This is a genomic window from Streptomyces sp. NPDC102467, assembly GCF_044765445.1.
In the GTDB taxonomy this organism is placed as follows: domain Bacteria; phylum Actinomycetota; class Actinomycetes; order Streptomycetales; family Streptomycetaceae; genus Streptomyces.
Window position 1 is genome coordinate 34,077 of sequence record NZ_JBIWKA010000001.1, and the last position, 25,406, is coordinate 59,482.

The following is a 25,406-nucleotide window of genomic DNA, read 5'->3' on the forward strand; positions in this document are numbered from 1 at the left end:
CCGCGTCAGCGCGCGAACTTCTTGATGGCCGCCTCCGTGACCGGGGTGAAGAAGTTGACGAGGTTGCCGTCGGGGTCGCGGAACAGCAGCGACCGGTTGCCCCAGGGCATCGTGGTGGGCTCGGCGACGAACTCGGTGACGTACTCGGAGTCGGCCAGGTCCCGGTGGACGCGGTCCACGTCGTCGACGAGGAACTCGGTGATCACGCTGTGGTTCTCCGCCGGACGGGCGGAGCCAGGGGCGAACAGCGGGACGGTGCGGGTGCTCGCGATCGCGAGCGTGGCGGCCGGGGTGCTGAGCTCGGCGAAGTCCTCGGTGGCCCAGGCCGCCCGCACCCCGGTGGCGCGCTCGTAGAACCCGACGAGGCGGGCGACGTCGCCGGTGATGATGCGGATCGAGACGAAGTTCATGGGGATCTCCTGTGGTGCTGAAGCTGCTGTTCTTGCTGTTCCTGCTGCTCTGGCCGGCGTTGCTGCCGTGCCGGTGTCGCTGTGCTCGCAGCCTAGGAGAAATAGAGGACAGAATCGGTCCGGTATCGGCGCTAGGCTCTGAAACATGCCTCGCCCCGCCGCTCGCGTACTGACACTTCTGGAACTGCTGCAGTCGGGCGGCACCCGCACGGTCGCCGAGCTGGCCGAGCGGCTCGGCGTCGAGGGCCGCACCGTGCGCCGCTATGTGGGCCAGCTGATCGACCTCGACGTGCCCGTGGAGTCGGTGCGCGGCCGCTACGGCGGGTACCGGCTCGCTCCCGGGTACCGCCTGCCGCCGCTCATGCTCAGCGACGACGAGGCGCTGGTCGTGCTGCTCGGCCTGATCGCGGGGCGCAGGACCGGGCTGATGACGGCGGGGCACACCGCGAGCGAGACGGCATCGGCCAAGATCCGGCGGGTGCTGCCCCGACACGTCGCCCACCGGCTCGACACGCTGCTGGAATCCCTCGCCTTCACGGACCGGCCGGGGGAGTTCGCCGCCCCGGACGCCGGAGTCCTGCTCACCGTCGCCGACGCGGTGCGCCACCACCGCCCGGTCTCGATGCGCTACACCGACGGCGGGGGACGGCGCAGCGAACGCACGCTGCACGCCTACGGGATCGTCGCCCACTCGGGGCGGTGGTACGTCACGGGCCACGACGGCCACAGCGGCGAGGAGCGGACCTTCCGGCTCGACCGCATCACGGACGCGCGGGCCCTGCCCGGCTCGTTCGAACCGCCCGAGGGCGCGGGATCGGCGGAGCGCCTGCTGACGGGGTTCGCCACGGCCGAGTACCGGCACGAGGTGACCCTGCGCGTCCAGGGGACGGAGGAGCAGATCCGCGCCCACCTGCCCGCGAGCGTCGCGATCCTGGAGGAAAACGGTCCGCGGGACGGGCGTGAGGGCTGGCTGAACGTCCGGCTGCGGGCGGAGCGCCTCGACTGGCTGCCACCGGTGCTGGCCGCGCTCGACCGGCCGTTCGTCATCGAAGGCCCCGACGAACTGCGGTCCCTCGTCGGGGAGTTCGCAAAGCGCCTCGCGTCCTACGCGCGGGCCAGCCGCACCGCCTGACGCACCTTGCGGGCCAGCGACGTGCCTGCCACCCGGCGCGCGACGGGCTGCACCAGCCTGGCCGTAAGACCCACCGGTTCCCACCGCACCTGCAACCGCCCGGCGCCCCGCCCCTCCGGCTCCACGGTCACCCGGTGATGGTCGAAACGGGACGTGAACGCGGGGAAGTCCAGCGGGGCGAGCAGCAGCCCGGTGTTGCGCAGGCCCCCGGCGGCCTGGAGCTGCAGCAGCGGATGACGGATCCCGGCGAAGCCCTGCGCCGGCAACACGGCGGCGGCCAGGTCGAGGAGGACCCGCCCCTCGAAGACCCCGGGGCGTACCGGATCGAGCCGGAACCGGACGGTCAGCCGTTTCCGGCCGGGGGAGATGACCAGCGACGCGACCTGAGGGCCGACCGGCAGGCGAAGCCCGGGGTCGTACGTCCGCACCCGCAGCCGCACGGACGCGGGCCCCGGGCCCCTTTCGAGCCGCACGATCTCGTGCCGGAACTGGGCCCGGGGGAAGGGCAGTGTCTCCAACGCGAGGTCGGACAGGCACAGTTCACGCAGCCCGGCCTCGGTCGAGGGGACCTCGGTGCCCCAGTAGACGACTCCGGCCGGGTCCGCGACGGTGGCCCGCGGGGCGATTCCGTGGCCGAGCCCGCGCGCCGCGATCCGCGCGTCGTCGAGGCGGTCGTCGCGCACCAGCTGCAGCACGACCCGCTCGGCGCGCGGCAGCTGCGCGTACGCCCCGGTGGTGAGCCGCGCCAGATACGGGTTGACGAGGTCGGCGAACCCGGTCAGCCACGCGTCGTCCCGGTAGGGCAGGTCGCCCGCGTACATCCGGAAGTCGTGCTTGAGGAACTTGTAGTCCTTGGCCTCGCGCAGTGCCGGGCTGTAGCCGCCCCGCGTCAGGAAGTCGTCGATGAGTTCCTGTACGTGGATGCGGTCGCCGACGTTGCTCAGCTTGTGCCGCTGGTTGGAGATGGAGGCCGCTGACTCCGCGGCGTAGGGCTCGATGTACCAGCGGTAGACCCGCTCCGGGACGATCGTGAAGGCCTTGGCCAGGCAGTAGGCCTGCGCGGAGAAGAGCTGGTCCTCGTAGTGGATGCCCTCGGGGAAGCGCAGGTCATGGCGGTCCAGGAAGGCGCGGGCGTACATCTTGCTGGTCGACAGGTGCTCGAAGAACAGGCCGGGTTCGGCCTCGATGCCGTTCACCGTGCGGCGCTCGGCGACCAGGTGCGGCATCCAGACGGAGGTGCGGCCGGTGTCGACGCGGATCCGCTCGACCGCGCCCATCGCGAAGTCGATGTCGGGCCGTTCACGGTGCGCGGCGAGCAGCAACTCGACAGCTCGCGGCGGGAGTTCGTCGTCGCTGTCGAGGAACATCAGATACGGCGCGCGGGCGATGTCGATGGCCCGGTTGCGTGGGGCGCTGCAGCCGCCGGAGTTCTCCGGGAGGCGCAGATAGGTGATGCGGGAGTCACCCGCGGCCAACTCCCTGGCTACGGCCGGGGTGTTGTCGGTGGAGTGGTCGTCGCTGATGACGATCTCGATGTTCGCGTGCGTCTGCGCCAGGAGCGAGGCGACGGCGCGCGGGAGGCGCTCCGCGTCGTTGAAGACGATGACCGTGACGGTGACGTCCGGGGTGAGTGCCATCAGCGGGTCGCCTCCTCGGGCGTGGGGGCGGGGGTGCGGGCTTCGACCGGCACGACCGGCGGCAGTGCCTCCTCGGGTTCGCCGAGGAAGACACGGCGCACGACGCGCTCGGCGGCGTGCCCGTCGTCGAACTCGCAGAAGCGGCGCCGGAAGTGGGCGCGGGCCTCGGCGGAGGCCTCGTCGCGCCACGCGTCGGACGTGAGGAGTTCCGTCAACTCCCCTTCGGTGCGCGCGACATGACCCGGCGGCTCCGCCATCAGGTCGAAGTAGACGCCGCGGGTCTTCGCGTACGTGTCCCAGTCGTCGGCGTAGCTGATGATCGGGCGGTCCAGGTTGGCGTAGTCGAACATGATCGACGAGTAGTCCGTGATCAGCGCGTCCGAGGCCAGGGCCAGCTCCTCCACCGGGTCGTACGCGGAGACGTCGATGACATGGCCGCTGCGGCGCAGGGTGGCGAGCGGGGAGGCCGTGCCGCCGTAGAAGTAGTGGCCGCGGACCAGGAGGACCGTGTCGTCGCCGAGGCGTTCGGAGAGCGCGGCGAGGTCAAGGCGCGGGGTCCAGCTCGCCTCGTAGTCCCGGTGGGTCGGCGCGTAGAGGATCGCCCGTCTGCCGGGGGCGATGCCGAGGCGGTCGCGGATCGCGCGGATGTCGGCGGCGCCCGCGCTGTAGTAGACGTCGTTGCGCGGGTAGCCGTGGTCGAGGGAGACGTAGCGCGAGGGGTAGGCGTGCTCCCACATGCGGGTGGAGTGGCCGTTGGCGCTGACGCTGTAGTCCCATTTGTCGACGCGGGAGAGCAGCGCGTCGAAGTCGAGGCCCTTGGACGCCGTCGGGTAGTCGCGCTGGTCGAGGCCCATCTTCTTCAGCGGTGTGCCGTGGTGCGTCTGCAGGTGTACCGCGTCCGGACGCTTGACCACCGCGTTCGGGAAGTTGACGTTGTTGACGAGGTACTTGGCGCGGGCCAGCACCTCCCAGTAGCGGCGCGTGCCGGGCACGACGTGGTCCGTGCCGGGCGGCAGCAGCGGCTCCGCGGCCTTCGAGACGACCCACACGGGGTGGATGTGCGGCGCGAGTTCGGCGAGCTTCGCCGATATCGCCCCGGGGTTGCAGGCCACACCGCGATCCCAATAGGCGGAGAACACAGCCGAGTTGGGGTCGACGGGCCCGCGCAGCACCTTCTGGTAGTGCAGGTCCCGTACCTTGACGCCGAACTTCTTCTTGCCGGTGCGCACCGCCTTCTTCAGGTCGCGCCGCTTGTGGTTCGCGCTCTGGAACGCGCGGTACTTCGTGTACGCGTCCTCTTCGAGGAGGCGCCGCCGGATGCCCTCCAGGCCCGCGGGCCGCCGGTACCCCTCCGGCTGCCAGCGCACGGCCGCCGCGGACGCCCGGTGGAAGAACTCCCGCGCCACCTCCTCCGGCATCGTCTGGCGGGCCACGATCCGCATCGACTCCGTGGCCATCAGGTCGTACAGGACGGCGCGCGGCCGGACCGGGGTGTCCAGCCGTTGCATGATCCGCTGCAGGTTCTCGTACGCCCCGACGATCCCGTACCGCTGCTCGGCCGTCACAGCCGGCAGGCTCTCGGTCCGCAACTGCCGTACGTCGACGATCGCTTGCTCCAGGCAGGCGATCCGCTCGGCCAGGATCAGGGAGGCGCGGGAGGCGAAGATCTCGGCGGACGCCTCCTCGGCGTCGGCCAGTTCGGCGCGGTGCTCCTGCCAGAACGCGGCGCGCAGGACGCGATTGGCGAGCAGCGGCGCCACGCGCAGCAGGTGGGGGGCGTCGGCGAGGGGCAGGTCGCGGCGCCCCACGCGGGCCAGGCGCCCGGCGTCGCAGCCGTTCCCGCCGGTCGTGCGCCAGGTCGAGCGGACGTGGTCCGCGACGACGACATCCACCTGTCCCGCCGCGTCCTCCACCTCGGCCAGCCGGTCGAGCAGCGCCCGCGGCGCGCCTGTCGGCACCCGGTCCTTCGCGTGCACGAACCAGAGCCAGGTGCCGGCCGCCCGCTCGGCGCCCGCGGCGCGCGCGGCGGAGTCGGAGGTGTCGCCCGGCAACGGTATGACGGTGCCGCCGTGCCGGGCCGCGACGGAGTGCGCGGTCTCGCCGACGGCGGCCGTCAACAGCTCGGTGCCGGGCGGGAGTTGACCGGCGATGCTGTCCAGGCAGGCACCCAGCAGGCCCTGCACGTCGCGGCCGTACACGATGACACTCAGCCGGGTCCTGGCCATGACCTGCACGCGGGCTCCTTATCCTCTTCTGTTCACCGTCCAGCGCACCATATTTGCACTAAACGGACAAAAGGGTAAGTTCACTGCGCCATTGGTGGACCGTGTAGTGGGCCTCAGGAGGGAAGAGGTGCTTTGGGGCGTTTAGGTTGCGTCTTGGCCGGATTCGTGAACGCCTCGTACTCCTTGAGGACATCCTCCGTCGGCCCGTCCATCCGCAGCTCGCCACGCTCCAGCCACAGCACCCGGTCGCACGTGTCGCGGATCGACTTGTTGCTGTGGCTGACCAGGAAGACGGTGCCCGCGTGCTTGCGCAGCTCGCGGATCCGCTGCTCGGAGCGCTTCTGGAAGGAGCGGTCGCCGGTGGCGAGGGCCTCGTCGATCAGCAGCACGTCGTGGTCCTTGGCGGCCGCGATGGAGAACCGGAGCCGGGCGGCCATGCCGGACGAGTACGTGCGCATCGGCAGCGTGATGAAGTCGCCCTTCTCGTTGATGCCCGAGAAGTCGACGATCTCGTCGTAGCGGTCGCGGACCTGTTCGCGGCTCATCCCCATGGCGAGCCCGCCGAGCCGTACGTTGCGCTCGCCCGTCAGATCGTTCATCAGGGCGGCGTTCACGCCGAGCAGCGAGGGCTGCCCGTCGGTGAAGATGCGCCCGTTCTCCACGGGCAGCAGGCCGGCCACGGCCTTCAGCAGGGTCGACTTGCCGGACCCGTTCGTGCCGATGAGCCCGATGGCCTCGCCGCGGTAGGCGGTGAACGAGACGTTCCGTACGGCATGCACCGTGCGTACGCCGGACCGCTTCTCGGCCCTCTTCTTCCCGCCCAGCATCCGGTTGAGGGCGGCGGTGGCGGTGCCCCGGCCCGCGCCCGTGCCGTTGACGCGGTAGACGATGTCGACGCCGTCGACGATGACGGTGGGAACGGTCCCGTCCCGGTCCTTCATGAGGTCAGCCACGGCCGTACGTCTCCTCTGCCTTCCAGAAGTAGATGAACCCGCCGACGCCGACGAGGAGTGCCCAGCCCAGGGCCAGGGGCCACACGTGCGGCGGCAGCTGGCCCGCGGTGTAGCTGTCGATCAGCGCGAAGCGCATCAGGTCGATGTAGACGGCGGCCGGGTTGGCCCGCAGCAGCACGATCACGATGTGCGGCAGGTCCTTGTCGCCGATCAGGTGGTTCAGGCTCCACATCACGCCGGACAGGTACATCCACGTACGCAGCAGGAACGGCATGAGCTGCGCGATGTCCGGGGTGTGGGCGCCGATCCTGGCCGTGATCAGAGCGAGCCCGGTGTTGAAGGCGAACTGCAGCAGAAGCGCCGGGATCACCAGGAGCCAGGACGCCGACGGCGGGACGCCGAAGCAGAGCAGGATCACCACGAGCGCGCACATCGAGAACAGCAGCTGCTGGAGCTGCTGCAGGCAGAACGAGATGGGGAGCGAGGCGCGCGGGAAGTGCAGCGCCCGCACGAGCCCGAGGCTGCCGGAGATCGCCCGCGTGCCCGCCATCACCGACGACTGCGTGAACGTCCACACGAAGACGCCCGTGACCAGGAACGGAACGAAGTCCGGCACGCCCCTGCTGGTGCCCATGAGCACGCCGAAGATGAAGTAGTAGACCGCCGCGTTCAGCAACGGCGTGGCCACCTGCCAGACCTGCCCGAGCTTCGCCTGGCTGTACTGCGAGGTCAGCTTGGCGGTCGAGAAGGCGGTGATGAAGTGCCGCCGCTGCCACAACTGGCTCACGTACGTGCCCAGGGAGGGGCGGGCACCGCTGACGGTCAGCCCGTACCGGGCCGCGAGGACCGCGGGGTCCGTCACGTCGGGGGTGGGGACCGGTGTGGGAGGCGTGTCCAGGACCTGACTCACATCCGCTGCTTTCACTCGGGGGAGGGGACTGCTCGGGATCGCGCTTCGCGCAACGGAGGCCTGCTGTTTGCCTGCCGTTTACGTCGGGACGGGCCCGTATCGTCGTGACGTGAGAGTAGGCCCGTTCCACGTCGCAACGCAACCGTTTCGTCGTTACGGAACTATGCTGGCCGGATGACGACCAACGCCGACTCCTCCAAGCCGACGCGTCGCCGGGCCCCGGCCGGAGCCGCCGTCCTCCGCGAGGACGTGACCGACGCCATCCGCACCGCCGTCTTCGAGGAACTCGCCGCCGTCGGCTACGCCCGGATGTCCATCGAGGGCATCGCGCGCCGCGCGGGCGTCGGCAAGACGGCGGTCTACCGCCGCTGGCGCTCGAAGCTCCACCTCGTCCTCGACCTGGTCTCCGCCATAGCGGTACAGGGCCTGCCCGCCCCCGACACCGGCTCCCTCCAGGAGGACCTGCTGCTCCTGTACCGGGTGACGTCCCGGGCCCTGAAGCACCCGGTGGCCGGCCAGATCATCCCCGACCTCCAGGCGGAGGCGGCCCGCAACCCGGACATCGCCGACGCCATGCAGAAGGCCCTGCGGGAGGGCCAGCACGGGGTGGCGAACGGCATCGTGCGGGCGGCCGTGGCGCGCGGAGACCTGCGCGACGGGCTCGACGAGGAACTCGCGCTCGACCTGATCTCCGGCCCGCTGTACTGGCGCGCGATCGTCGTGCGGACCCAAGAGCTGCCGAAGGGCCACCTGAAGCGACTGGCGACGGCCACGGCGGCGGCGCTCAAAACGCTGTAGCGCCCCGGTCCGCAACCGGTGCCCGGGTCACTGGGCCGGCGCCGCACCCGAGTGGTCCCTGGGCCGACAGCCGACGGCGCCGCACCCGAAATGCCAGACGCTCCACCGGACGGCACTCGAAATGCCAGACGCCCCACCGGTCCGCACACGCAATGCGACGGGAGGGGACGTGTCGGGGTGCCCCCGCAGGACACCGCGGGAACTCAGCGCCGGATGACCGCCCATGGCGCAATCAGGGTTGGAGACCGATCCGGCCGAGGAGGTACCCCGACACGGCCCCGCCCCACCCACTCGACAGGGCGCAACGGCCCGGCAACGCCCGAAAACCCCGCGACCCACCCCACCCTCCACCGCTACCGTCCTCCCATGGTCAACGGAGACTCGGCCCCCGAACCCGCCCCCGACCCCGACGGCTACTTCCCGGAACGGATCGCGGCGACGTACGACCAGTCGTCCGCCCGGATGTTCACCCCCGAAGTCCTCGACCCCACGGTCGACTTCCTCGCCCAACTCGCGGACACCGGACCCGCGTTGGAGTTCGGCATCGGCACGGGACGGATCGCCCTCCCGCTCGCCGAGCGCGGCATCCGCGTACACGGCATCGACCTGTCCAGGGCGATGGCCGCCCGGCTGCACGCCAAGCCGGGCGGAGACCAGATCCCCGTCCACATCGGAGACTTCGCGAACACCACGGCCGGCGGCGCGACCTTCTCCCTCGCCTACCTGGTCTTCAACACCATCATGAATCTGACCTCGCAGGACGCGCAGGTCGACTGCTTCCGGAACGCCGCGACCCACCTCGCCCCCGGCGGCTGCTTCGTCATCGAGACCGGCGTACCGGACCTGCGCCGACTGCCGCCGGGGCAGGAGGCCGTGCCGTTCCACGTGAGCGGGACGAAGTGGGCGTTCGACCGGTACGACGTGGCGACGCAGGCCATGAGCTCGAACTACGTCGAGGTGGACCCGGCGACCGGCCGGGGCTCGTACTGGACCATCCCCTTCCGGTACGTCTGGCCCGCCGAACTCGACCTGATGGCACGGCTCGCCGGGCTGCGCCTGCGCGAACGATGGAGCGGGTGGAACCGCGAGCCCTTCACGAGCGAAAGCGGAGCGCACGTGTCCGTATGGGAGAAGCCCGGCTGACCCGCCCGTACGTCCCGGGTCAGCCGAACTGGCCGGGCTGGTAGTCGCCGCCGGCCATCCGGTTGATGACGCCCATGCGGTTCGAGGCGTTGATGAGGGAGATGAAGAGGAGCAGGGCGGAGAGCTGCTCCTCGTCGTAATGCTTGGCGGCGTTCGCCCAGACCTCGTCCGGGACGCCCCCCGCGGCGTCGGCGATGCGCGTGCCCTGCTCCGTCAGTTCGAGGGCGGCGCGCTCGGCGTCGGTGTACACGGTGGCTTCGCGCCAGGCCGCGACCAGATTGACGCGGACCGCGCTCTCTCCGGCGTGCGCGAGATCCTTGCTGTGGGCGTCGGTGCAGTAGCCGCAGCCGTTGATCTGGCTGGCCCGGAGCATCACCAGATCCTGGGTCGCCTTCGGCAGCCGAGAGCCGTCGATGAGCGCCCGGCTGGCCGAGGCGAAGTGCTTCAGGGCTTTGGCCACGACGGGGCTGCTGCCGAAGAGATCAAGTCGGGGTGCGTGGGATTCCATGATGTGGTCCTCACTCGTGTTGTTGGCATGGACGAACACGAGATGCCGGTGGCAGGCCCGATGTGACGACGCGGAAATGTGAGGTGAGCCACACGGTTCGGGGTGTCACGAAACAACATCGACCGGCGTCTCATGCGCGGGAAGGCCAACACCCACGGATCCCCAACGAGAGCCAAAACCCACTGAGCCCTAGCGAGAGCCACCACAGAGGAGCCCCCATGGCAGTCCCGCCGCAGACCACCGCGCCTGACCCCGCCACGGAGGCGTTCGTGGCCCACCGCAACCTGCTGTTCACGGTGGCCTACGAGATGCTCGGCTCGGCCGCGGACGCGGAGGACGTCCTCCAGGAGACGTGGCTGCGCTGGGTCGGCGTAGATCTCACCACCGTGCAGAACCAGCGCGCGTACCTGGTCCGGATCACCACGCGCCAGGCGCTGACCCGGCTGCGCACGCTCGGCCGCCGCAGGGAGACGTACGTCGGCCCCTGGCTGCCCGAGCCGCTGCTCACCGCGCCCGACGTGGCCGAGGACGTGGAGCTGGCCGACAGTGTCTCGATGGCGATGCTGCTCGTCCTGGAGACACTCGCGCCGACGGAGCGTGCGGTGTTCGTGCTGCGCGAGGTCTTCGACCTCGGGTACGACGAGATCGCCGAGGCCGTCGAGAAGAGCCCGGCGGCCGTCCGGCAGATCGCGCACCGGGCGCGGGCACACGTCGCGGCGCGACGGCCGCGCGGTTCCGTGTCGCAGGCCGAGACCCGGGGCGCGCTGAAGGCGTTCCAACGGGCCGTGGAAACAGGCGACTTGCAGGGCCTGCTGGACATTCTCGCGCCGGATGTCGTCTTCCTGGGTGACGGCGGCGGAGTCGTACGGGCCGCGCTGGAGCCCGTAGTGGGCGTCGAGAACGTGGCGTACGTGCTGGGCAGGATCGCCTCCGCGGTGTCGGCCGAGCCGACTCAGATCAACGGCGCTCCGGCGCTGATGCTCCGGGACGGCGACGAGATCATCGCCGTCCTCGCGGTACGGATCGACGACGGCCTGGTCACGGGTCTCTACGCCGTACGGAACCCGGAGAAGCTGTCGCGCGTGGAGCGGGAGGCGCCGGTGAGCCGGTGAGCCACAGGATGGCTCACGCCACAGGATGGCTCAAGCAACCCGCGCGGCCCCCACGAACGGCATCTGGTCGATGGGCGCGATGCGCACGGGCGCGCTCGGATTCGGGGCGTGGATCATCTGGCCGTTGCCGATGTAGAGGCCGACATGGCTGATGCCGGAGTAGAAGAACACCAGGTCGCCCGGCTGGAGTTGGGAGCGGGAGATGCGCTGCCCCGCGTTGATCTGCGCATAGGTGGTGCGCGGAAGCGAGACACCCGCGGCGCGGTACGCGGCCTGCGTCAGGCCCGAGCAGTCGAAGGCGTTCGGGCCGGTGGCGCCCCAGACGTAGGGGCTGCCGAGAGCGTTCTGCGCGAAGGAAATCGCCGCCTGTACGCGGGAGTTGCCCGAAACGTTGCCCAGGTCTCCGCGGGGTGTGGAGCGGGAGGCGCGGTCGGCGGTGCCGGGGGTGGCGAGGGGGCGCTCCGCGGGGGTGAGCCGGTCGAGCAGCTGCCGGGCGTCCGCCAGCTTCCTCGTCACGGTTTTCTTCTGCTTCTCCAACTCCGCCTGCTTCGCGCGCAGTTCGGCGAGCTTCCCGTCGGCCTGCGTGTGCAGCTGGTCGATCTCGCGCAGGTCTTTGCGGACGCGGGTGATGGTGGCGGCCTGCCGGGTACCGACGCGGTCGGCGAGGGACGCCTCGTCGAGGTAGTGGTCGGGGGAGGAGGAGAGGAGCAGCTGGACGGACGGGTCCACGCCGCCCGTGCGGTACTGCGCCGCCGCGACCGTACCCAGCTTCTGCCGCTGGGTGTTGAGGGCCTCGGTCCTGCGGGAGGCCTCGTCCTGCAGCGAGCCGACCTTCTTGCGGGCCTGTCCGGCCTTCTCCTTCGCGCCGTTGTACTTGTCGGTGGCGACCTCCGCCTCCCGGTAGAGCCGATCGACCTTCGCCTTCACCTGGGCGGGGCTGAGGTTCGGCTCCGCGTGCGCCGTGCCGCCTTCGACGGCGGTGGCGGTGGCCGCGGAGACGAGAGCGAGGGTGGCCGCGGTGCGGATCGTACTGCCACTGAGCGAACGCCGTTTCGGCTTGCGATGCGCTGCGGGCACGAAGAGCCACGTCCTTCCGGTACGTACTACCGCCGGTCGCGCGTCCGGCGGCGGCCCGCACAGGGGAGCGGGCCGCCGCCGGACCTTTCTCGGCGGTGGTGTCCGACTGCCGCCCCTGGCCCGGGCGGCGGTGGGGAGCCGGGCACCTGAGGAAGGACGCTAAACCTCGGCGTAACGGGTTGGCGTCGGATTGTTCGGAACTGGCTCGTTTGTTACGGGTGGTGGCAGAGAGTGACAGGCGGTTGTCCGGGGACGCCGCCGCACGGAGCGAACCGGCACCCCATTAGGCTCCGGAACCATGGACGTACTCATCCATCTCTTCGTCGGCCTGCACATCATCGGCATCGCCGCGCTCCTCGGCGGCTTCCTCACGCAGATGTCGGCGATCGGGCGGGGCACCGCCCGTTTCAACAAGGCCATGCTGCACGGCGCGCTGACGATGCTGGTGACCGGCGTCGCCCTGGTTGGCCTGAATCAGGCCGACGACAACACCGTGAACAACATCAAGATCGGTGTGAAGCTGGCGATCCTGATCGTCATCCTCGGCATCGTGTACGTGAAGCGCGACGAGGAGAAGGCGGAGAAGGGCTTGTTCGCGGCGGTCGGTGGCCTGACCGTGGCCAACATCTTCATCGCCGTTCTCTGGACCTGACCCGTTCTCTGGACCTGCCCCGTTCTCCGGACCTGACCCGTTTACCGGACCTGCCCCGTGCTCGTGCTGAGGACCTGACCCGTTCCGTGGACGTGACCGCCCCCACGGCGGTGCCGAGCCAGACGGCCACCGCGATCCACAGCAGCACCTGCCCCGGCCCCTTGAGCCAGGACGCCTCGACGGCGGTGGCCACCGACAGCATCGCCACCGCCGTCATCCCCATCGGGAACACCGTCGACCAGCGCCGCACGTCGTACGTGAACCGCGGCCGAAGCACCTCCGCCACCGCGAGCACCACGTACCAGGCCACATCCAGCGCGAGCAGCACCCCGCACATGCCGCGCAGCACCCCGGTGACGTCGGAGTTCCAGAGGTCACCGGCCCGCCCCGCGAGCACCAGCTTCGCCGCGGCGAGCGCCGAGATGGCGAGCGCCCCGCCCGCGACCCAGTGGTCCCCGGCCCCCGTGAACACCTGCCGGAGATCGAAGCGGGTGAACGCGGCGACGTACATCACGATCCCGAACCAGAACACCACCACCGCCGCGTAGCCGAGCCACTCCACGCCCAGGCCCGCCGACAGCGTCGCCCCGAGCACGGCGAGACCCTGCGTGGCCACGCAGGCGAGGAAGACGGCCCCCGGCATCCGTGGCGTCCAGTGCCGTACGACGACGAGGAGCAGCCCGGGCCAGGCCAGTACGGCGATCACCAGCAGCGTCTCGGAGAGCCCCTGCCAGTCCAGGAGGGAGAACCGGGTGCCGAGCACGCACGTCGCCGCGACGGCGGTCAGCGCGGGCGGGGAGTCCGCCTCGTGCCGCCAGCGGCTGCGGTCCCGTAGGAGACGGAGCGCGAAGTCGGCCGCCAGAAGCACCCAGAGCGCCGCGGCGAGCACCAGGAGGATGCCGGACAGGACGGCGTACCCGGTCAGGTGAAGGCCGACCGAGACGATGCCGGTCGCCATGACAGCGGCGCCGGCGGCGGGCGGGAGCTGGGACCAGAAGGGCCGCGGGATCACGTTCGGGCGGTGCTGCACCGCCCGAACGTAACCGCGGCCGAGGTCAGGCGGGGCGCACCACGCTGTGGATCGACCCGGTGCCGTCGTAGTAGATGGACTCCTCGCGGACGTACGCGCCCGGCTTCGGCGCGTGGATCATCATGCCGTCGCCGAGGTAGAGGCCGACGTGGCTGATGTCGTCGTAGAAGAACACCAGGTCACCGGGTTGGATGTCGGAGAGGGAGACCGTCCTGCCGACCTCCACCTGGTCCCACGTGGTGCGCGGCAGCGAGATGCCGGCGGCCTTCCACGCGGCCTGGGTGAGGCCTGAGCAGTCGTACGAGTCCGGGCCGGTGGCGCCCCACACGTACGGCTTGCCCTCCTGGGTCTTGGCGAACGCGAGCGCCTTCGCCGCCTTGGCCGCGTAGCCGGACGAGGTGCCGGTCGACGGGTCAGACAAACCGGAACCGGCACCGGAGCCGGAACCCGAGCCGCCCTCCTGCTGCGCCGCGTCCTCGGCCGCCTGCCGCTTCTTCTTCTCCTCGGCCTTCTGCTTCTGCGCGAGTTCCGCGGCCTTCTTGCGGGCCGCCTTTTCCTTCTTCTTCTCGATCGCCGCGAGCCGCTGCTTCTCCTCGGCGGTCAGCTTGGACAGCAGCACGCGCGCGTCGGAGAGCTTTGTCTGCACGCTGTGCTTCGAGGTCTTCAGGTCGGTCTGCGACGAGGTGAGCTGCTGGAGGTTCTCCTGCGCCTCCGTGCGCTTCTTCGCCGTCGTGCGCTGCTGCTCCTGGTAGTCGTCGACCGCCTTCTTCTGGCTGGCCGTCATCCTGCTCATCAGCCGGTTCTGCGCGAAGTAGTCCTCGGGGTCGTCCGCGAGGAACATCGTCGCCGTGTCGCTGATCCCGCCCGAGCGGTACTGCTGTGCGGCGAACCGGCCCAGCTCCTGGCGGGCCGTGTTCATCTTCTCGGTGCGCTGCGCGATGTCGTCGAGGAGCTTGTCGACCTGCTTCTTCTTGCTGTCGGTCTGCTCCTTGGCGGAGTTGTACTTCTGTGTGGCGGTCTCGGCCTGCCGGTACAGGCTGTCGACCTTCTTCTGCACCTCTTGGAGGCTCGGCTTGGTCGGCTGCGCGGGAGCGGCCTGCGCCGTCTGCGAGAGCAGCGCCACGGAAGTGAGGGCGGCGGTCGTGATCCCGACCGCGGGGGTCGTGCGAAGGCCGCCGGACATCCGGGAGCGGCTGCGCGGCTTGCGGTGCGACGCCAAGGAGGCGACTCCTTCCGTGGTCCGCCTACCGAGTTAGCTGTCGGGTTCGGGCCTACGGAAGGCTGCCCTACGGTCGACTGCCCGGCGCTGCCGGGCCGTTGAGCCGATTCACCCCAAGGTCGGTTGGGTCCCCGGTTCCCTGCCTCACGGCGTACGGGACTCGGCGGGGGCTGCCCGCTCGCCGCGTTGTTCGCGTCGGGGGGACGGACTGCCCGCGCAGCACCGTAGCCAACTCGTGTTGCTGCTGTGAAGGTTGATGTTCGATATGCCCGATACATTTTCGTGACCTCGGCGACACCGGGAGGTCGGAGGCCTGCCCGGTCGCGGATAGTCATGGCCTGGTCGCGGAACGTGGCGCGAAGTCCATATACGGGCGGTGTCGTGAAGGTGGGAGCCGGGTGTCAGTGGGGCGGCCTAGACTCGTAAGGCGATGAGCAGCCTCTTTGACGACAGCTTCCTGGCAGGCCTCCAGAACCGGACCGAGGAGCCCCCGCCGCCCGACAGCGAGCACGAAGGACCGGAGCCGGAGCCGATCCCGGACGATCTGTTCGGCGGGAAGTTCGACGTGCCCCCGGCCAGGGACGCGTACTACCGCGACGGCGCCCCGCGCCCGGCCCTCGACCCGGCAGCGCTCCTGGACGGGCTGAACGAGAACCAGCGGGCGGCCGTCGTGCACGGTGGCGCCCCGCTGCTCATCGTCGCGGGCGCCGGCTCCGGCAAGACCCGCGTCCTTACCCACCGCATCGCCTACCTGCTGGCCGAGCGCGGTGTGCACCCCGGCCAGATCCTCGCGATCACCTTCACGAACAAGGCCGCGGGCGAGATGAAGGAGCGCGTCGAGTCCCTCGTCGGACCGCGCGCGAACGCGATGTGGGTCTCCACCTTCCACAGCGCCTGCGTGCGCATCCTGCGGCGCGAGAGCAAGAAGCTCGGCTTCACCTCTTCCTTCTCGATCTACGATGCCGCCGACAGCAAGCGGCTCATGGCCCTGGTCTGCCGCGACCTGGACCTCGACCCGAAGAAGTTCCCGCCGAAGTCCTTCAGCGCCAAGATCTCGAACCTGAAGAACGAGCTGATCGACGAGGAGGACTTCGCGGCGACGGCGGCCGACGGCTTCGAGAAGTCCGTCGCCCAGGCCTATGCGATGTACCAGTCGCGGCTCAGGGAGGCCAACGCCCTCGACTTCGACGACCTGATCATGACGACGGTGAACCTGCTGCGCGCGTTCCCCGACGTCGCCGATCACTACCGCCGCCGCTTCCGGCACGTCCTGGTCGACGAATACCAGGACACGAACCACGCGCAGTACGCGCTGGTGCGCGAGCTCGTCGGACCGGCCCAGGACGCCGAGGGCAACGACGCGGACCCGGCCGAGCTGTGCGTCGTGGGCGACGCCGACCAGTCCATCTACGCGTTCCGTGGCGCCACGATCCGTAACATCCTCCAGTTCGAGGAGGACTACACGGACGCGACGACGATCCTCCTGGAGCAGAACTACCGCTCCACGCAGACGATCCTGACCGCGGCCAACGCGGTCATCGAGCGCAACGAGTCGCGCCGCCCGAAGAACCTGTGGACGAACGCGGGCGCGGGCGCCCAGATCACCGGCTACGTCGCGGACACCGAGCACGACGAGGCCCAGTTCGTCGCCGAGGAGATCGACCGGCTCACGGACGCGGGCGACGCGAAGTCCGGCGACGTCGCCGTCTTCTACCGGACGAACGCGCAGTCCCGTGTCTTCGAAGAGATCTTCATCCGCGTCGGCCTGCCCTACAAGGTCGTCGGCGGCGTCCGCTTCTACGAGCGCAAGGAGGTCAGGGATGTCCTCGCCTACCTGCGGGTGCTGTCGAACCCCGAGGACTCCGTCCCCCTGCGCCGCATCCTGAACGTGCCCAAGCGCGGCATCGGCGACCGCGCCGAGGCCATGATCGACGCCCTCTCCCAGCGCGAGAAGATCTCCTTCCCGCAGGCGCTTCGCCGGGTCGACGAGGCCTACGGGATGGCGGCCCGCTCGACGAACGCGGTGCGGCGGTTCAACACCCTCATGGAGGACCTGCGGACCATCGTGGAGTCGGGCGCCGGCCCGGCCACGGTCCTGGAGGCCGTCCTGGAGCGCACCGGGTACCTCGCGGAATTGCAGTCCTCGACGGATCCGCAGGACGAGACCCGTATCGAGAACTTGCAGGAACTCGCCGCCGTCGCGCTGGAGTTCGAGCAGGAGTCGGCGAAGGCACTGGCCGAGTCCGATTCCGAGTCCGAGCCCGACTCCGATTCCGAGAATGAGATGGGGAATCAGGGTGAGGGTGAAGCGACCCGTGGTGATCTCTCCGCCTTCCTGGAGCGTGTCGCGCTCGTCGCCGACTCCGACCAGATCCCCGACGAGGAGGACGACGGCAGCGGCGTCATCACCCTGATGACCCTGCACACCGCCAAGGGCCTCGAATTCCCTGTGGTCTTCCTGACCGGCATGGAGGACGGCGTCTTCCCGCACATGCGGTCCCTGGGACAGACCAAGGAGCTGGAGGAGGAGCGGCGCCTCGCGTACGTCGGCATCACGCGCGCGCGGGAGCGGCTGTATCTGACGCGGTCCTCCATGCGCAGCGCCTGGGGACAGCCCTCGTACAACCCGCCGTCCCGCTTCCTGGAGGAGATCCCGGAGGCGCATCTGGAGTGGAAGCGCAAGGGCGGCTCCGCACCGGCGCCTTCGACCAAGGGCATCGGCGGCGGAATCGCCGCATCCCTGTCGTCGTCCCGCTCCCGCACGACCCCCGCGTTCGCCACGCGCCGCGCCAACGAGAAGCCGGTGGTCGCCGTGGCTGTCGGCGACCGCGTCACGCACGACCAGTTCGGCCTCGGCACGGTGGTCGGCGTGAGCGGATCAGGGTCGAACGCGGAGGCGACGATCGACTTCGGCGACCCCAAGCCGAAGCGTCTGCTGCTGCGGTACGCGCCGGTCGAGAAGCTGTAGGCGGTTCCGGGCTCCAGGCTCTGGGTTCCAGGCTCGGGGTTCCAGTTTTCTGGGTTCCCGTTTCTGGGTTCCCGTTTTACGTCGGGTCGAGGCCGTGGCTGCGGAGCCACGGCAGCGGGTCGATCGCCGAACCGCCGCCGGGTCGTACCTCGAAGTGCAGGTGCGGCCCGGTCGAGTTCCCCGAATTGCCCGAGTGCGCGATCACGTCACCGGCCTTCACCGGCCCGCTCATCACGGTGTGCGAGGAGAGGTGGCAGTACCACGTCTCCGTACCGTCCTTGGCGGTGACTATCGCCATGTTCCCGTACGCGCTGTTCCACTGCGTGCGCACGGTCCCGTCCGTCGCCGACATGACCTCGGTCCCGTACGAGACGGGGAAGTCGATGCCGGTGTGCACGGACATCCAGTTGATGCCGGCCTGCCCGTAATAGGCGCTCAGCCCGTGCCGCTTCACCGGCAGCGCGAACTTGGGCCGCATCGCCTCCTTGTGCGCGGCGGCCTCGGCGGCCTTCTTGCGGTCGGCCTCCTGCTTCGCCTTCAGGTCGATCCGCTCCTGCGTGCGGCTCGCCCGGTCGGCGAAGTCACCCGCGTCCGCGGACAGATCCTTGAGCTGCGTGTCCAGCTTGTTGTTGGCGACGGACGGCTTCACCGCGCTCGCGTCGGGTGCCGACGCGGCCTGTGTCTCCTTGCCGTCGTCCTCGCCGCCGATGCCGCCCACGGACGCCGCCGCGACCCCGGCGACGCCGACCACACACACCGACGGCACGGCGATGGTCAGCAGAGCGGAGCGCTTGGCGGGCGTGCGGCGCCGGGACCGGCCGCCACGAGGGGCCGCGCGCCGCGTGAACTCCGGCTCGGAGGACGCGGCTTGGGGCTCGGCGGGGTCCGGTACGGGAACGGGGCCGAGCTCCGGGTCCGCGTTCGGCACCGGGTTCGGGTGCGGGTTCGGCTCCGGTTCTGGTAGGTCCGGCACGTAGTCGTGCATGGCTGTTCCGTCGGAGACTCCTCCGTCGGAGTTCCACGCCGTCGCGTCGTACGCACCCGTGTCGTAGGCCGTCGTCCCGAAGACCGGCGCCTCGAAAGTCTGCGTGTCGTAGGTCTGCGCGCCCCACTGGCCGGTGTGCTGCTGCTCGTAACCGGCGTTGTCCACCGCCCACATGGCGGTCGTGTCATAACTGCCCGTGTCGTACGCGGAGGTGGTGTATGCCGATGTGTCGAACGTCGAGGTCTCGAACGTTGGGGTCTCGAACGTCGATGTGTCGTACGGCGACGCCGTGTAGGGGGCGGCGTACTGCTGCTGGTGTTGCTGCTGTTCGCCGCTCGTGTGCCACTGGCCCGTGTCGTAGGAGCCCGTGTCGTAGGCGGCGGTGGCGTAGGTACCGGTTTCGTGGGAACCCGTGTCGTACGGGCCGTTGCCCGGGAGGTCGCCGAAGAGAGGATCAGCTACGAAGCTGGTCGTCGTGGAGTAACCGTCGTACGCCGCGTAGTGCGCGGTCCCCGACGGATGACGGTCGTTCACCCACTTCTCTTTCGCCTCGACAACAGGGCTGCCAGAGCAGTGCGGCGACTGTACCCGGCAGTACGTGGGCGCGACAATCTTCGGCCGGTTTCACGCCCCGCGGAATGGGGCAATCAGCCGCCTTTCGGTGAACTGTGGGCACAGCTTTGGCGCTGGGTTCGAGGTGCGTTCGACGTTTCGCCGGATTTGCCCGTCCGTGCGCGAGCGGTTCTCAGGTCACCGTCACGCCTCGCTGTCACGCCTCGCTGTCACGCCTCGCTGTCACGCCTCGCTGTCACGCCACGGTCAGGCCGCCGAACGAGTCGGCGGCGCGGGCTCCTTCCGTCGTCGCGTCGACGTCGAGTGCCTGGCGGACGCCGGTCGCGACGGCCGGGTGCACCGGCAGCGCCAGATGACCGATGCCCGTCACCCGCACGTTCTGCACGAGAAGGTCCGGGTGGTCCACGCAGGCCGTCTCCAGCGGCACCATCAGCTGGTCGAGATCGCTCCAGAAACTCACGAAGCGCGTACGACAGCCCGGGGCCGGCCTCTTCAACTCCTCGACCACCGACGAACCCGGGCGCATCTGCCGCACGATCGGATGCGCGTCCGCGAGCGGCACGGCCCGGGTTCCGGCGTGCGGAGTTCCGAGCGTGACGAGGGTGCGCACCCGCTCGTCGCCGCCCAGGCACTGCACGTAATAGCGGGCTATCAAACCGCCCAGACTGTGGCCCACGATGTCGATACGCTCCTGGCCCGAGCGCTCGCACAACTCCTCGACGTGCCGGGCCAACAGGGCCGCCGCGGTCCGTATGTCGCAGGTCAGTGGCGAGTAGTTGAGCGACTCGATCCGCTGCCTGCCGTGCTGGATCAGGGAACGGCGCAGCAGGACGAAGATCGAGCGGTTGTCGATGAAGCCGTGCAGCAGCAGCACCGGGGGCTTCTCGCGGGCGGGCAGGCGCGGCGCTTGCGCCAGGCCGCCCAGGTCGCCCGTGCCGCCCAGGTCGCCCGTGCCTCCCGTGCTGCCCGTGCCGCCCGTGCCCTTCAGGCCGGCGGTCAGGTCATCGGTCACGTCATCGGCCAGGTCGGCGGTCAGGTCAGCGGTCAGGTCGGCGGTGGCGGTCGCGTTCTCCAGGTTCTCCGGGTCCGCCGGGGTGAGGGCGGCGTCCGACGACGCCATGAGCGGCAGTGCCGCCGGATGCCGCCGCTCCGGAAGAATCCCCGAGGGATAGAGGAGCAGATGCCCCGCGAGAATCGCCAGCTCCAGCGCGGTCGCCTTCAGGAGCGCGAGCGACAGACCCGCCAGTCCGGTCGGCAGCAGGTGGCAGAGCGGGCGAAAGGGCAGGGCCCTCGTGACCTTCATCGGTCGACCTCCCGTCGGCACGCGGGGGAGGCCTCTGTCCCCCGTGTGCACTCATGAGGAGCCGAGCGAAGCAAGCCCACGATCGGGCCGATGTGCCGACCCGTCCATCCGTACGACGGCCGAACGCACCATGCCACCGTGACGTGCGGCTGTCGGCGCGGTGGCCGGGTGACCTCGAAGCGGCTCCCCGCGCGCCTGTACCGGATGGGCTGATATGCCGACCGATACGGTTGCGGCGCGCAGCGAACGTGTCCCACTGTGTGATTTCCCCCTCGCTGAGCACCGTGAAACGGCCGGTTGCGGGATGCTGTCGATAACGTTCGTTCACTTCGGATATCCGGGATGGGGTATCCGGCACCCGGGTGCGGGTACCAAGGCCCCGGGGGTCAGTCACTTCATGGAGGCAGTGATGGGTGTGGCAGCCGGTCCGATCCGCGTGGTCGTCGCGAAGCCAGGACTCGACGGCCACGATCGCGGGGCCAAGGTGATCGCGCGGGCGCTGCGCGACGCCGGCATGGAGGTCATCTACACAGGCCTGCACCAGACGCCCGAGCAGATCGTGGACACCGCCATCCAGGAGGACGCCGACGCGATCGGCCTGTCCATCCTCTCCGGCGCGCACAACACCCTCTTCGCCCGCGTCATCCAACTGCTCAGGGAGCGCGACGCCGACGACATCAAGGTCTTCGGCGGCGGCATCATCCCCGAGGCCGACATTGCCCCGCTGAAGGAACAGGGCGTCGCGGAGATCTTCACGCCGGGCGCGACCACCGCGTCGATCGTGGACTGGGTCCACGCCAACGTCAGGCAGCCGGCCGGGGCGTAGGCCTCCGGCGGGGAGCGGGCTGTGGGGCGGGCGGTGGCTACCGCCCCGGTGGGGGTGCGTTGGCTTCTGGCCCGGTGGGGTGTGGTGGTTTCTGCCCCGGTGGGTGCGTTGGCTTCTGTCTCGGTGGGGTGTGGTGGCTTCTGTCCCGGTGGGGGTGAGTTGGCTTGTGCACTGGGGGCGCGTGTTGGCTGCAGTTTCGGTGAGGCGTAGTGGCTACTGCCTTGGTGGAGCCAGTTCGTCGCGCATTGCTCGGCGTAGCCGCAGCGTGCCCACCAATCGCTGGAACGCCTCCGCCCAGTAGCCCCCTGCTCCGGGCGCCGCATCCTCTGTTTCCTCGACCGCAGCCGTGAGTCCCTCCAGGCGCACGGCCTCCTCCGGGTCCAGGCACCGCTCGGCCAGCCCCATCACTCCGCTGAAACTCCACGGGTAACTCCCCGCGTCCCGCGCGATGTTCAACGCGTCCACGACAGCCCGCCCCAGCGGCGGCGCCCAGGGCGTGGCGCACACCCCCAGTAGCTGGAACGCCTCGGACAGGCCGTGCGCCGCGATGAACCGCGCGACCCACTCCGCCCGTTCCGCCCCCGGCAGCGCCGCGAGCAGCTTCGACCGCTCCGCGAGCGAGACCGCGCCGGGGCCCCCCGCGTCCGGCGCCGTCGGGGCGCCGAGCAGCGCCCGTGACCAGCCGATGTCACGCTGACGCACCGCCGCCCTGCACCACGCCGCGTGCAACTCGCCCCGCCAGTCGTCGGCGACCGGCAGCGCCACGAGCTCCTCCGGAGTGCGGCCGTCCAGTCTTTCCGGCCAGCGGCCCAGGGGAGCCGAATCCACCAACTGGCCCAGCCACCATGACCGTTCACCCCTGCCCGTAGGGGGCTTGGCCACCACTCCGTCGCGCTCCATCGCCGCGTCGCACTCGTGCGGGGCCTCCACGACGACCGTCCGCGTCGCCCGGTCGAGGGCCACGCAGGAAAGTGCTCGGTCCGCCATCCGTCCGGCCAGCGCCGAGTGCGGGAGAGCGGAGAGCAGCTCGGCGGCTGTCGCCCGGACGTTGCGGCTGCGGTCGGTCAGCGCCTGTTCCAGGAACGGCTCGTCCGTGTCGCCGAGGCCCGCGCGCAGCGAGTCCAGGAACATGAGGCGGTCCTCTGCGCGCTCCGTGCTCCAGGTGTTCTCCAAAAGGACGCGGGCCGCCTCGGGGTCGTGTGCGCGGATCGCGGCCAGCAGCGCCACTCTCTCCGCGAAGAGGCCCTCCGTCCACAGGAGTTGTACCTGCTCCGTCTCCTCTGGCGCGGGTAGCGCGGTGCCCGCGCCCGGGGTGGCGCGCAGGGCGAACTTCCAGTCCGGGTTGAGGCGGGCCAGCCACAGGGCGCGGGGGCCGGCGAACGTGAGGGCCCCCTGGCGCAGGTCCGTGCGGCCGCGGGCCGCGTCCAGTAGGGCCGGGAGGAGTTCGGGTGGGGGTGCGTAGCCGTGGTCGTTGGCCGTGGTCAGCCACTGCGGGAGCAGTTCGAGGAGGTCGGGGGCGGCGCCTCGGCGGGTGGTGGAGGTGCCCGGTCGGTCCGTGAGGAGCATGGCCAGGCGGTTGCGGGCTGTGGGGGGTAGTGGGGGGCGCGGGTCCGCTGCCGCGGGGGCGGGTGGGGTGGCGGCGGGGGCGGGTCGCAGGCCTGCGCGGCGTCGTACGGTCTGTACGGCTGCCTCGTCGAGGAGGGCGACCGGGGTGAGGGACGAGCGGCGCTCCGTGCCGAGCAGGGCGGTCGTCACCAGGTCGTCCCAGTTGCTACGGCGTGTAGTGGTGGTGGTGGCTGTCGGGCCGGTCATGCCTTCCCTCCGGTTTGTTGGCTCTTGTCGGCGTGCGCTTTGCGTACGGGGGTCGGTGGGGCGGGGCCGTGTCGGGGTACCTCCTTGGCCGGATTGGTCTCCACGCGGCGCTGCGCTTTGCGTACGGGGGTGGTTGGGGCGGGGCCGTGTCGGGGTGCCTCCTCGGCCGGATTGGTCTCCACGCGTGTTTGCGCCATGGGCGGTCATCCGGCGCTGAGTTCCCGCGGTGTCCTGCGGGGGCACCCCGACACGTCCCCTCCCGTCGTCTTGCGAGTTGCGGCCGGTGGAACGTCTGGCATTTCGAGTGCCGACCGGTGGAGCGCCAGGGATCTCGGGTGCACCACCGTCGGCTGTCGCCCCCGCCGCCTCGTCGCCCCCGCCTTGGGCAATCTGCCTCCCCCAGACTCCGTCCGGGGGGCCCAGGGCGGCAGGGTGGGCAAGGCGGCGCCCCAGCGCCGGGTACGCCATGTAAGGACTCGCGAAAGCGCTGAGACGGTGGTCCCAGCGCCGGGGCACCACGTAAGCGCGCCTCCGCGAAAACACCGATACGGCACCTCGCGCCGGGCACCGTGCGCGCAGGCCCGAGCGAAGAACTCGATGCAGCGCACCCGTCAGCACAGGGATATGACCTTCGGGGATGCCCGGGTCCAGGTGGAGAGTGGGTGGAAACCCGTGTGGCCGCATTCGCCGAAGACCGTCACCGGGGCGCCTCCCGAGAGGGCTACCAGGCGCCACAGGCCGGGGGATGTCGCCGCGGACGTGGGGAGGGGGAGGGCTGCCTTGCCATCGGCGTCGGCGAGTTGCCAGCCGCCCTCGGGGGACTGCGTCGGGATGACGTCCGTCAGTGTCGCCGGCCACGACTCCAGCCATGGATCCGCGGAGAGCGCCTGGCCGTATGCCGAGAGCGCCTGAGCGACATCGACCCCGACCGGCCGGCCCCCGGAGGGAACCGGCGCCGAGAACTGCTCGCCCAGCTCCGCCCGGAGGGCCCCCGCTCCGGGATGTCCCGCGATCTCCGCGTCCAGGGTCAGTCCGGCGGGCAGGGCCAGGGACGGGGCTCGGCCCGCCGCTCCGAAGGAGAGGAGCAGCGCGGTGCGGGCCGACTCGGAGCCGTACAGCCAGATGCGGCGTGTGGTGAGGTGCCCGTCCGCCGTGTCGCGCTGGGACAGGATCAGCCAGTTGTCCCGGAGCGCGGGCCCCTTCGATGAGGCGGGCAGGCCGATCCGGGTACGGACCGTGGCCGCCAAGTCGTCGGGGAGCGCCGCGCGGTGCAACCAGCCCTGGTCGAGGAGGTGCAGGAGAGCGCATTCCTCGAGCAGCCGCACCGGCCAGCCGGGGCCGCTAGCCGGGATCGCCCCCAACTCCCGGACCCGCGAGGCAAGTCCGGGTGCCTGCGCGTCGACCATGCGGGCCGCCGTCTCCTCCCACAGCCCGTAACCCGCCTGCTCCGCCTGGGCCAGTCCGCCGCGCAGCAGATCGGTGAGGCGCTGCTCCAACTCCGAGGCCCCCGCGGTGATCCGCAGCGCACGCCGCTCGGCTCTGCGCCGCGCCGCCTCGGGGTCGGCCGGGGCGGCGGCGCCGCTTGCCCCCGCTGCCGCGTCCTGCTCAGGCCCGGTCCGCTTCCTGCGGGCCTCCAGCCACTGCCCGGCCCAGTCCGGCGGCCCCTGCCCGGCCGGTGTCCCTGTGTCCCCGTCCGCCCAGAGTATGAGCAGTCCCAGCGCGTGCTTGCACGGGAACTTGCGGCTCGGGCAACTGCATTTGTACGCCGGGCCCGTGCCGTTCGGTCCGCCGCCGGTGTCCACGATCGTCTGGTACGGCTTGCTGCCGCTGCCCTTGCACAGTCCCCATACCGCCCCCTCGTCCGAACTCCCGGTCTCCGACCAGGGCCCCGCCAGCCCGAGCTTGCTTCCCGCCTTGCGTGACGAGGCGTCAGGCGCCAGTGCCAGCACCTGGTCCGTCGTCCAGCGCACCCCCTGCTGAGTCATGTCACCGACGGTAGATCCCGGCACTGACAATTCGTGTCGTGTCGTGTCTGACCTGCGGTGATCGTTGGCGCGCGGTCGATTGTCAGTGGCGTGGTGCACCGTGGAATCCATCAACGCGGCGAGGTCGTCACCTTTCCCGTCGCGATGG

20 protein-coding genes and 1 riboswitch are annotated in these 25,406 nt (G+C 70.5%); of the genes, 7 read left to right on the plus strand and 13 right to left on the minus strand.

Translation table 11 applies throughout. The annotated features are described in order from the left end of the window. Window positions 1-5: 5 nt before the first annotated feature. Window positions 6-410, minus strand: a complete 405-nt coding sequence (locus ACIREE_RS00130; protein WP_404144339.1) for a VOC family protein — start codon at window positions 408-410, stop codon at window positions 6-8. Between the two features lie 145 nt (window positions 411-555). Here ACIREE_RS00130 and ACIREE_RS00135 point away from each other — a divergent pair, with 145 nt between their 5' ends. Beyond that, the gene (locus ACIREE_RS00135) at window positions 556-1,542 is read left to right on the plus strand and encodes a helix-turn-helix transcriptional regulator (protein ID WP_404144341.1); all 987 of its coding nucleotides are present in this window, start codon (window positions 556-558) and stop codon (window positions 1,540-1,542) included. Here the strand turns inward: ACIREE_RS00135 and ACIREE_RS00140 are convergent. The 4 genes from ACIREE_RS00140 to ACIREE_RS00155 form a co-directional block, all read right to left on the minus strand. Beyond that, a complete protein-coding gene (locus tag ACIREE_RS00140; RefSeq protein ID WP_404144343.1) occupies window positions 1,515-3,179 on the minus strand; it encodes a glycosyltransferase family 2 protein in 1,665 nt (554 codons plus the stop codon). The two genes, ACIREE_RS00135 and ACIREE_RS00140, sit on opposite strands and share 28 nt — an antisense overlap. Beyond that, window positions 3,179-5,404, minus strand: a complete 2,226-nt coding sequence (locus ACIREE_RS00145; RefSeq protein ID WP_404145263.1) for a CDP-glycerol glycerophosphotransferase family protein — start codon at window positions 5,402-5,404, stop codon at window positions 3,179-3,181. The genes ACIREE_RS00140 and ACIREE_RS00145 overlap by 1 nt, the downstream gene beginning before the upstream one ends. Window positions 5,405-5,517: 113 nt before the next feature. Continuing rightward, on the minus strand, window positions 5,518-6,345 hold the full coding sequence (locus ACIREE_RS00150; RefSeq protein ID WP_404145265.1) for an ABC transporter ATP-binding protein: 828 nt from the start codon (window positions 6,343-6,345) through the stop codon (window positions 5,518-5,520). 4 nt (window positions 6,346-6,349) lie between these two features. Beyond that, on the minus strand, window positions 6,350-7,267 hold the full coding sequence (locus tag ACIREE_RS00155) for an ABC transporter permease (protein ID WP_404144345.1): 918 nt from the start codon (window positions 7,265-7,267) through the stop codon (window positions 6,350-6,352). A gap of 174 nt (window positions 7,268-7,441) precedes the next feature. Here ACIREE_RS00155 and ACIREE_RS00160 point away from each other — a divergent pair, with 174 nt between their 5' ends. Beyond that, a complete protein-coding gene (locus tag ACIREE_RS00160; protein WP_404144347.1) occupies window positions 7,442-8,065 on the plus strand; it encodes a TetR/AcrR family transcriptional regulator in 624 nt (207 codons plus the stop codon). A 366-nt stretch (window positions 8,066-8,431) separates the two neighbouring features. Next, on the plus strand, window positions 8,432-9,208 hold the full coding sequence (locus ACIREE_RS00165) for a class I SAM-dependent DNA methyltransferase (RefSeq protein WP_404144349.1): 777 nt from the start codon (window positions 8,432-8,434) through the stop codon (window positions 9,206-9,208). A 19-nt stretch (window positions 9,209-9,227) separates the two neighbouring features. Here ACIREE_RS00165 and ACIREE_RS00170 read toward each other — a convergent pair whose 3' ends face one another. Then, on the minus strand, window positions 9,228-9,716 hold the full coding sequence (locus ACIREE_RS00170; RefSeq protein ID WP_404144351.1) for a carboxymuconolactone decarboxylase family protein: 489 nt from the start codon (window positions 9,714-9,716) through the stop codon (window positions 9,228-9,230). Window positions 9,717-9,934: 218 nt separating this feature from the next. Here ACIREE_RS00170 and ACIREE_RS00175 point away from each other — a divergent pair, with 218 nt between their 5' ends. Beyond that, on the plus strand, window positions 9,935-10,828 hold the full coding sequence (locus ACIREE_RS00175; RefSeq protein WP_404144353.1) for an RNA polymerase sigma-70 factor: 894 nt from the start codon (window positions 9,935-9,937) through the stop codon (window positions 10,826-10,828). 30 nt (window positions 10,829-10,858) lie between these two features. Here the strand turns inward: ACIREE_RS00175 and ACIREE_RS00180 are convergent, their stop codons facing one another. Next, a complete protein-coding gene (locus ACIREE_RS00180) occupies window positions 10,859-11,905 on the minus strand; it encodes an NlpC/P60 family protein (protein ID WP_404144354.1) in 1,047 nt (348 codons plus the stop codon). A 298-nt stretch (window positions 11,906-12,203) separates the two neighbouring features. Here ACIREE_RS00180 and ACIREE_RS00185 point away from each other — a divergent pair, with 298 nt between their 5' ends. After that, entirely contained in the window at window positions 12,204-12,557 is a 354-nt protein-coding gene (locus ACIREE_RS00185; RefSeq protein ID WP_404144356.1) for a hypothetical protein, read from the plus strand. On the opposite strand, the gene ACIREE_RS00190 is transcribed toward ACIREE_RS00185, so the two are convergent. Then, window positions 12,535-13,587 carry a tellurite resistance/C4-dicarboxylate transporter family protein gene (locus ACIREE_RS00190; RefSeq protein ID WP_404144358.1) on the minus strand — a complete coding sequence of 351 codons (1,053 nt, stop codon included), beginning with the start codon at window positions 13,585-13,587 and terminating at the stop codon, window positions 12,535-12,537. The genes ACIREE_RS00185 and ACIREE_RS00190 overlap by 23 nt on opposite strands. A 25-nt stretch (window positions 13,588-13,612) precedes the next feature. Continuing rightward, the gene (locus tag ACIREE_RS00195; RefSeq protein ID WP_404144359.1) at window positions 13,613-14,806 is read right to left on the minus strand and encodes an NlpC/P60 family protein; all 1,194 of its coding nucleotides are present in this window, start codon (window positions 14,804-14,806) and stop codon (window positions 13,613-13,615) included. A 6-nt stretch (window positions 14,807-14,812) separates the two neighbouring features. Further along, window positions 14,813-14,982: riboswitch (cyclic di-AMP (ydaO/yuaA leader) on the minus strand. Between the two features lie 254 nt (window positions 14,983-15,236). On the opposite strand from ACIREE_RS00195, the gene pcrA reads away from it, so the two are divergent. Beyond that, window positions 15,237-17,774, plus strand: coding sequence for a DNA helicase PcrA (gene pcrA / locus ACIREE_RS00200; RefSeq protein ID WP_404144360.1), 2,538 nt, complete (start codon window positions 15,237-15,239; stop codon window positions 17,772-17,774). Window positions 17,775-17,850: 76 nt separating this feature from the next. Here pcrA and ACIREE_RS00205 read toward each other — a convergent pair whose 3' ends face one another. Together ACIREE_RS00205 and ACIREE_RS00210 are read right to left on the minus strand one after the other, a co-directional pair. Beyond that, the gene (locus tag ACIREE_RS00205; RefSeq protein ID WP_404144362.1) at window positions 17,851-19,293 is read right to left on the minus strand and encodes a peptidoglycan DD-metalloendopeptidase family protein; all 1,443 of its coding nucleotides are present in this window, start codon (window positions 19,291-19,293) and stop codon (window positions 17,851-17,853) included. A 274-nt stretch (window positions 19,294-19,567) separates the two neighbouring features. Continuing rightward, window positions 19,568-20,635 (minus strand): lipase family alpha/beta hydrolase, encoded by a 1,068-nt coding sequence (locus ACIREE_RS00210; RefSeq protein ID WP_404144364.1) that lies wholly within the window; start codon window positions 20,633-20,635, stop codon window positions 19,568-19,570. 409 nt (window positions 20,636-21,044) lie between these two features. Between ACIREE_RS00210 and ACIREE_RS00215 the strand changes: the two genes are divergently transcribed. Then, complete coding sequence (locus ACIREE_RS00215) at window positions 21,045-21,461, plus strand: cobalamin B12-binding domain-containing protein (RefSeq protein WP_404144365.1); 417 nt, start codon at window positions 21,045-21,047, stop codon at window positions 21,459-21,461. A gap of 213 nt (window positions 21,462-21,674) precedes the next feature. On the opposite strand, the gene ACIREE_RS00220 is transcribed toward ACIREE_RS00215, so the two are convergent. Together ACIREE_RS00220 and ACIREE_RS00225 are read right to left on the minus strand one after the other, a co-directional pair. Then, the gene (locus ACIREE_RS00220; protein ID WP_404144367.1) at window positions 21,675-23,273 is read right to left on the minus strand and encodes a DUF5691 domain-containing protein; all 1,599 of its coding nucleotides are present in this window, start codon (window positions 23,271-23,273) and stop codon (window positions 21,675-21,677) included. A gap of 611 nt (window positions 23,274-23,884) precedes the next feature. Further along, window positions 23,885-25,258 carry an SWIM zinc finger family protein gene (locus ACIREE_RS00225; RefSeq protein ID WP_404144368.1) on the minus strand — a complete coding sequence of 458 codons (1,374 nt, stop codon included), beginning with the start codon at window positions 25,256-25,258 and terminating at the stop codon, window positions 23,885-23,887. Between the last annotated feature and the right edge of the window lie 148 nt (window positions 25,259-25,406).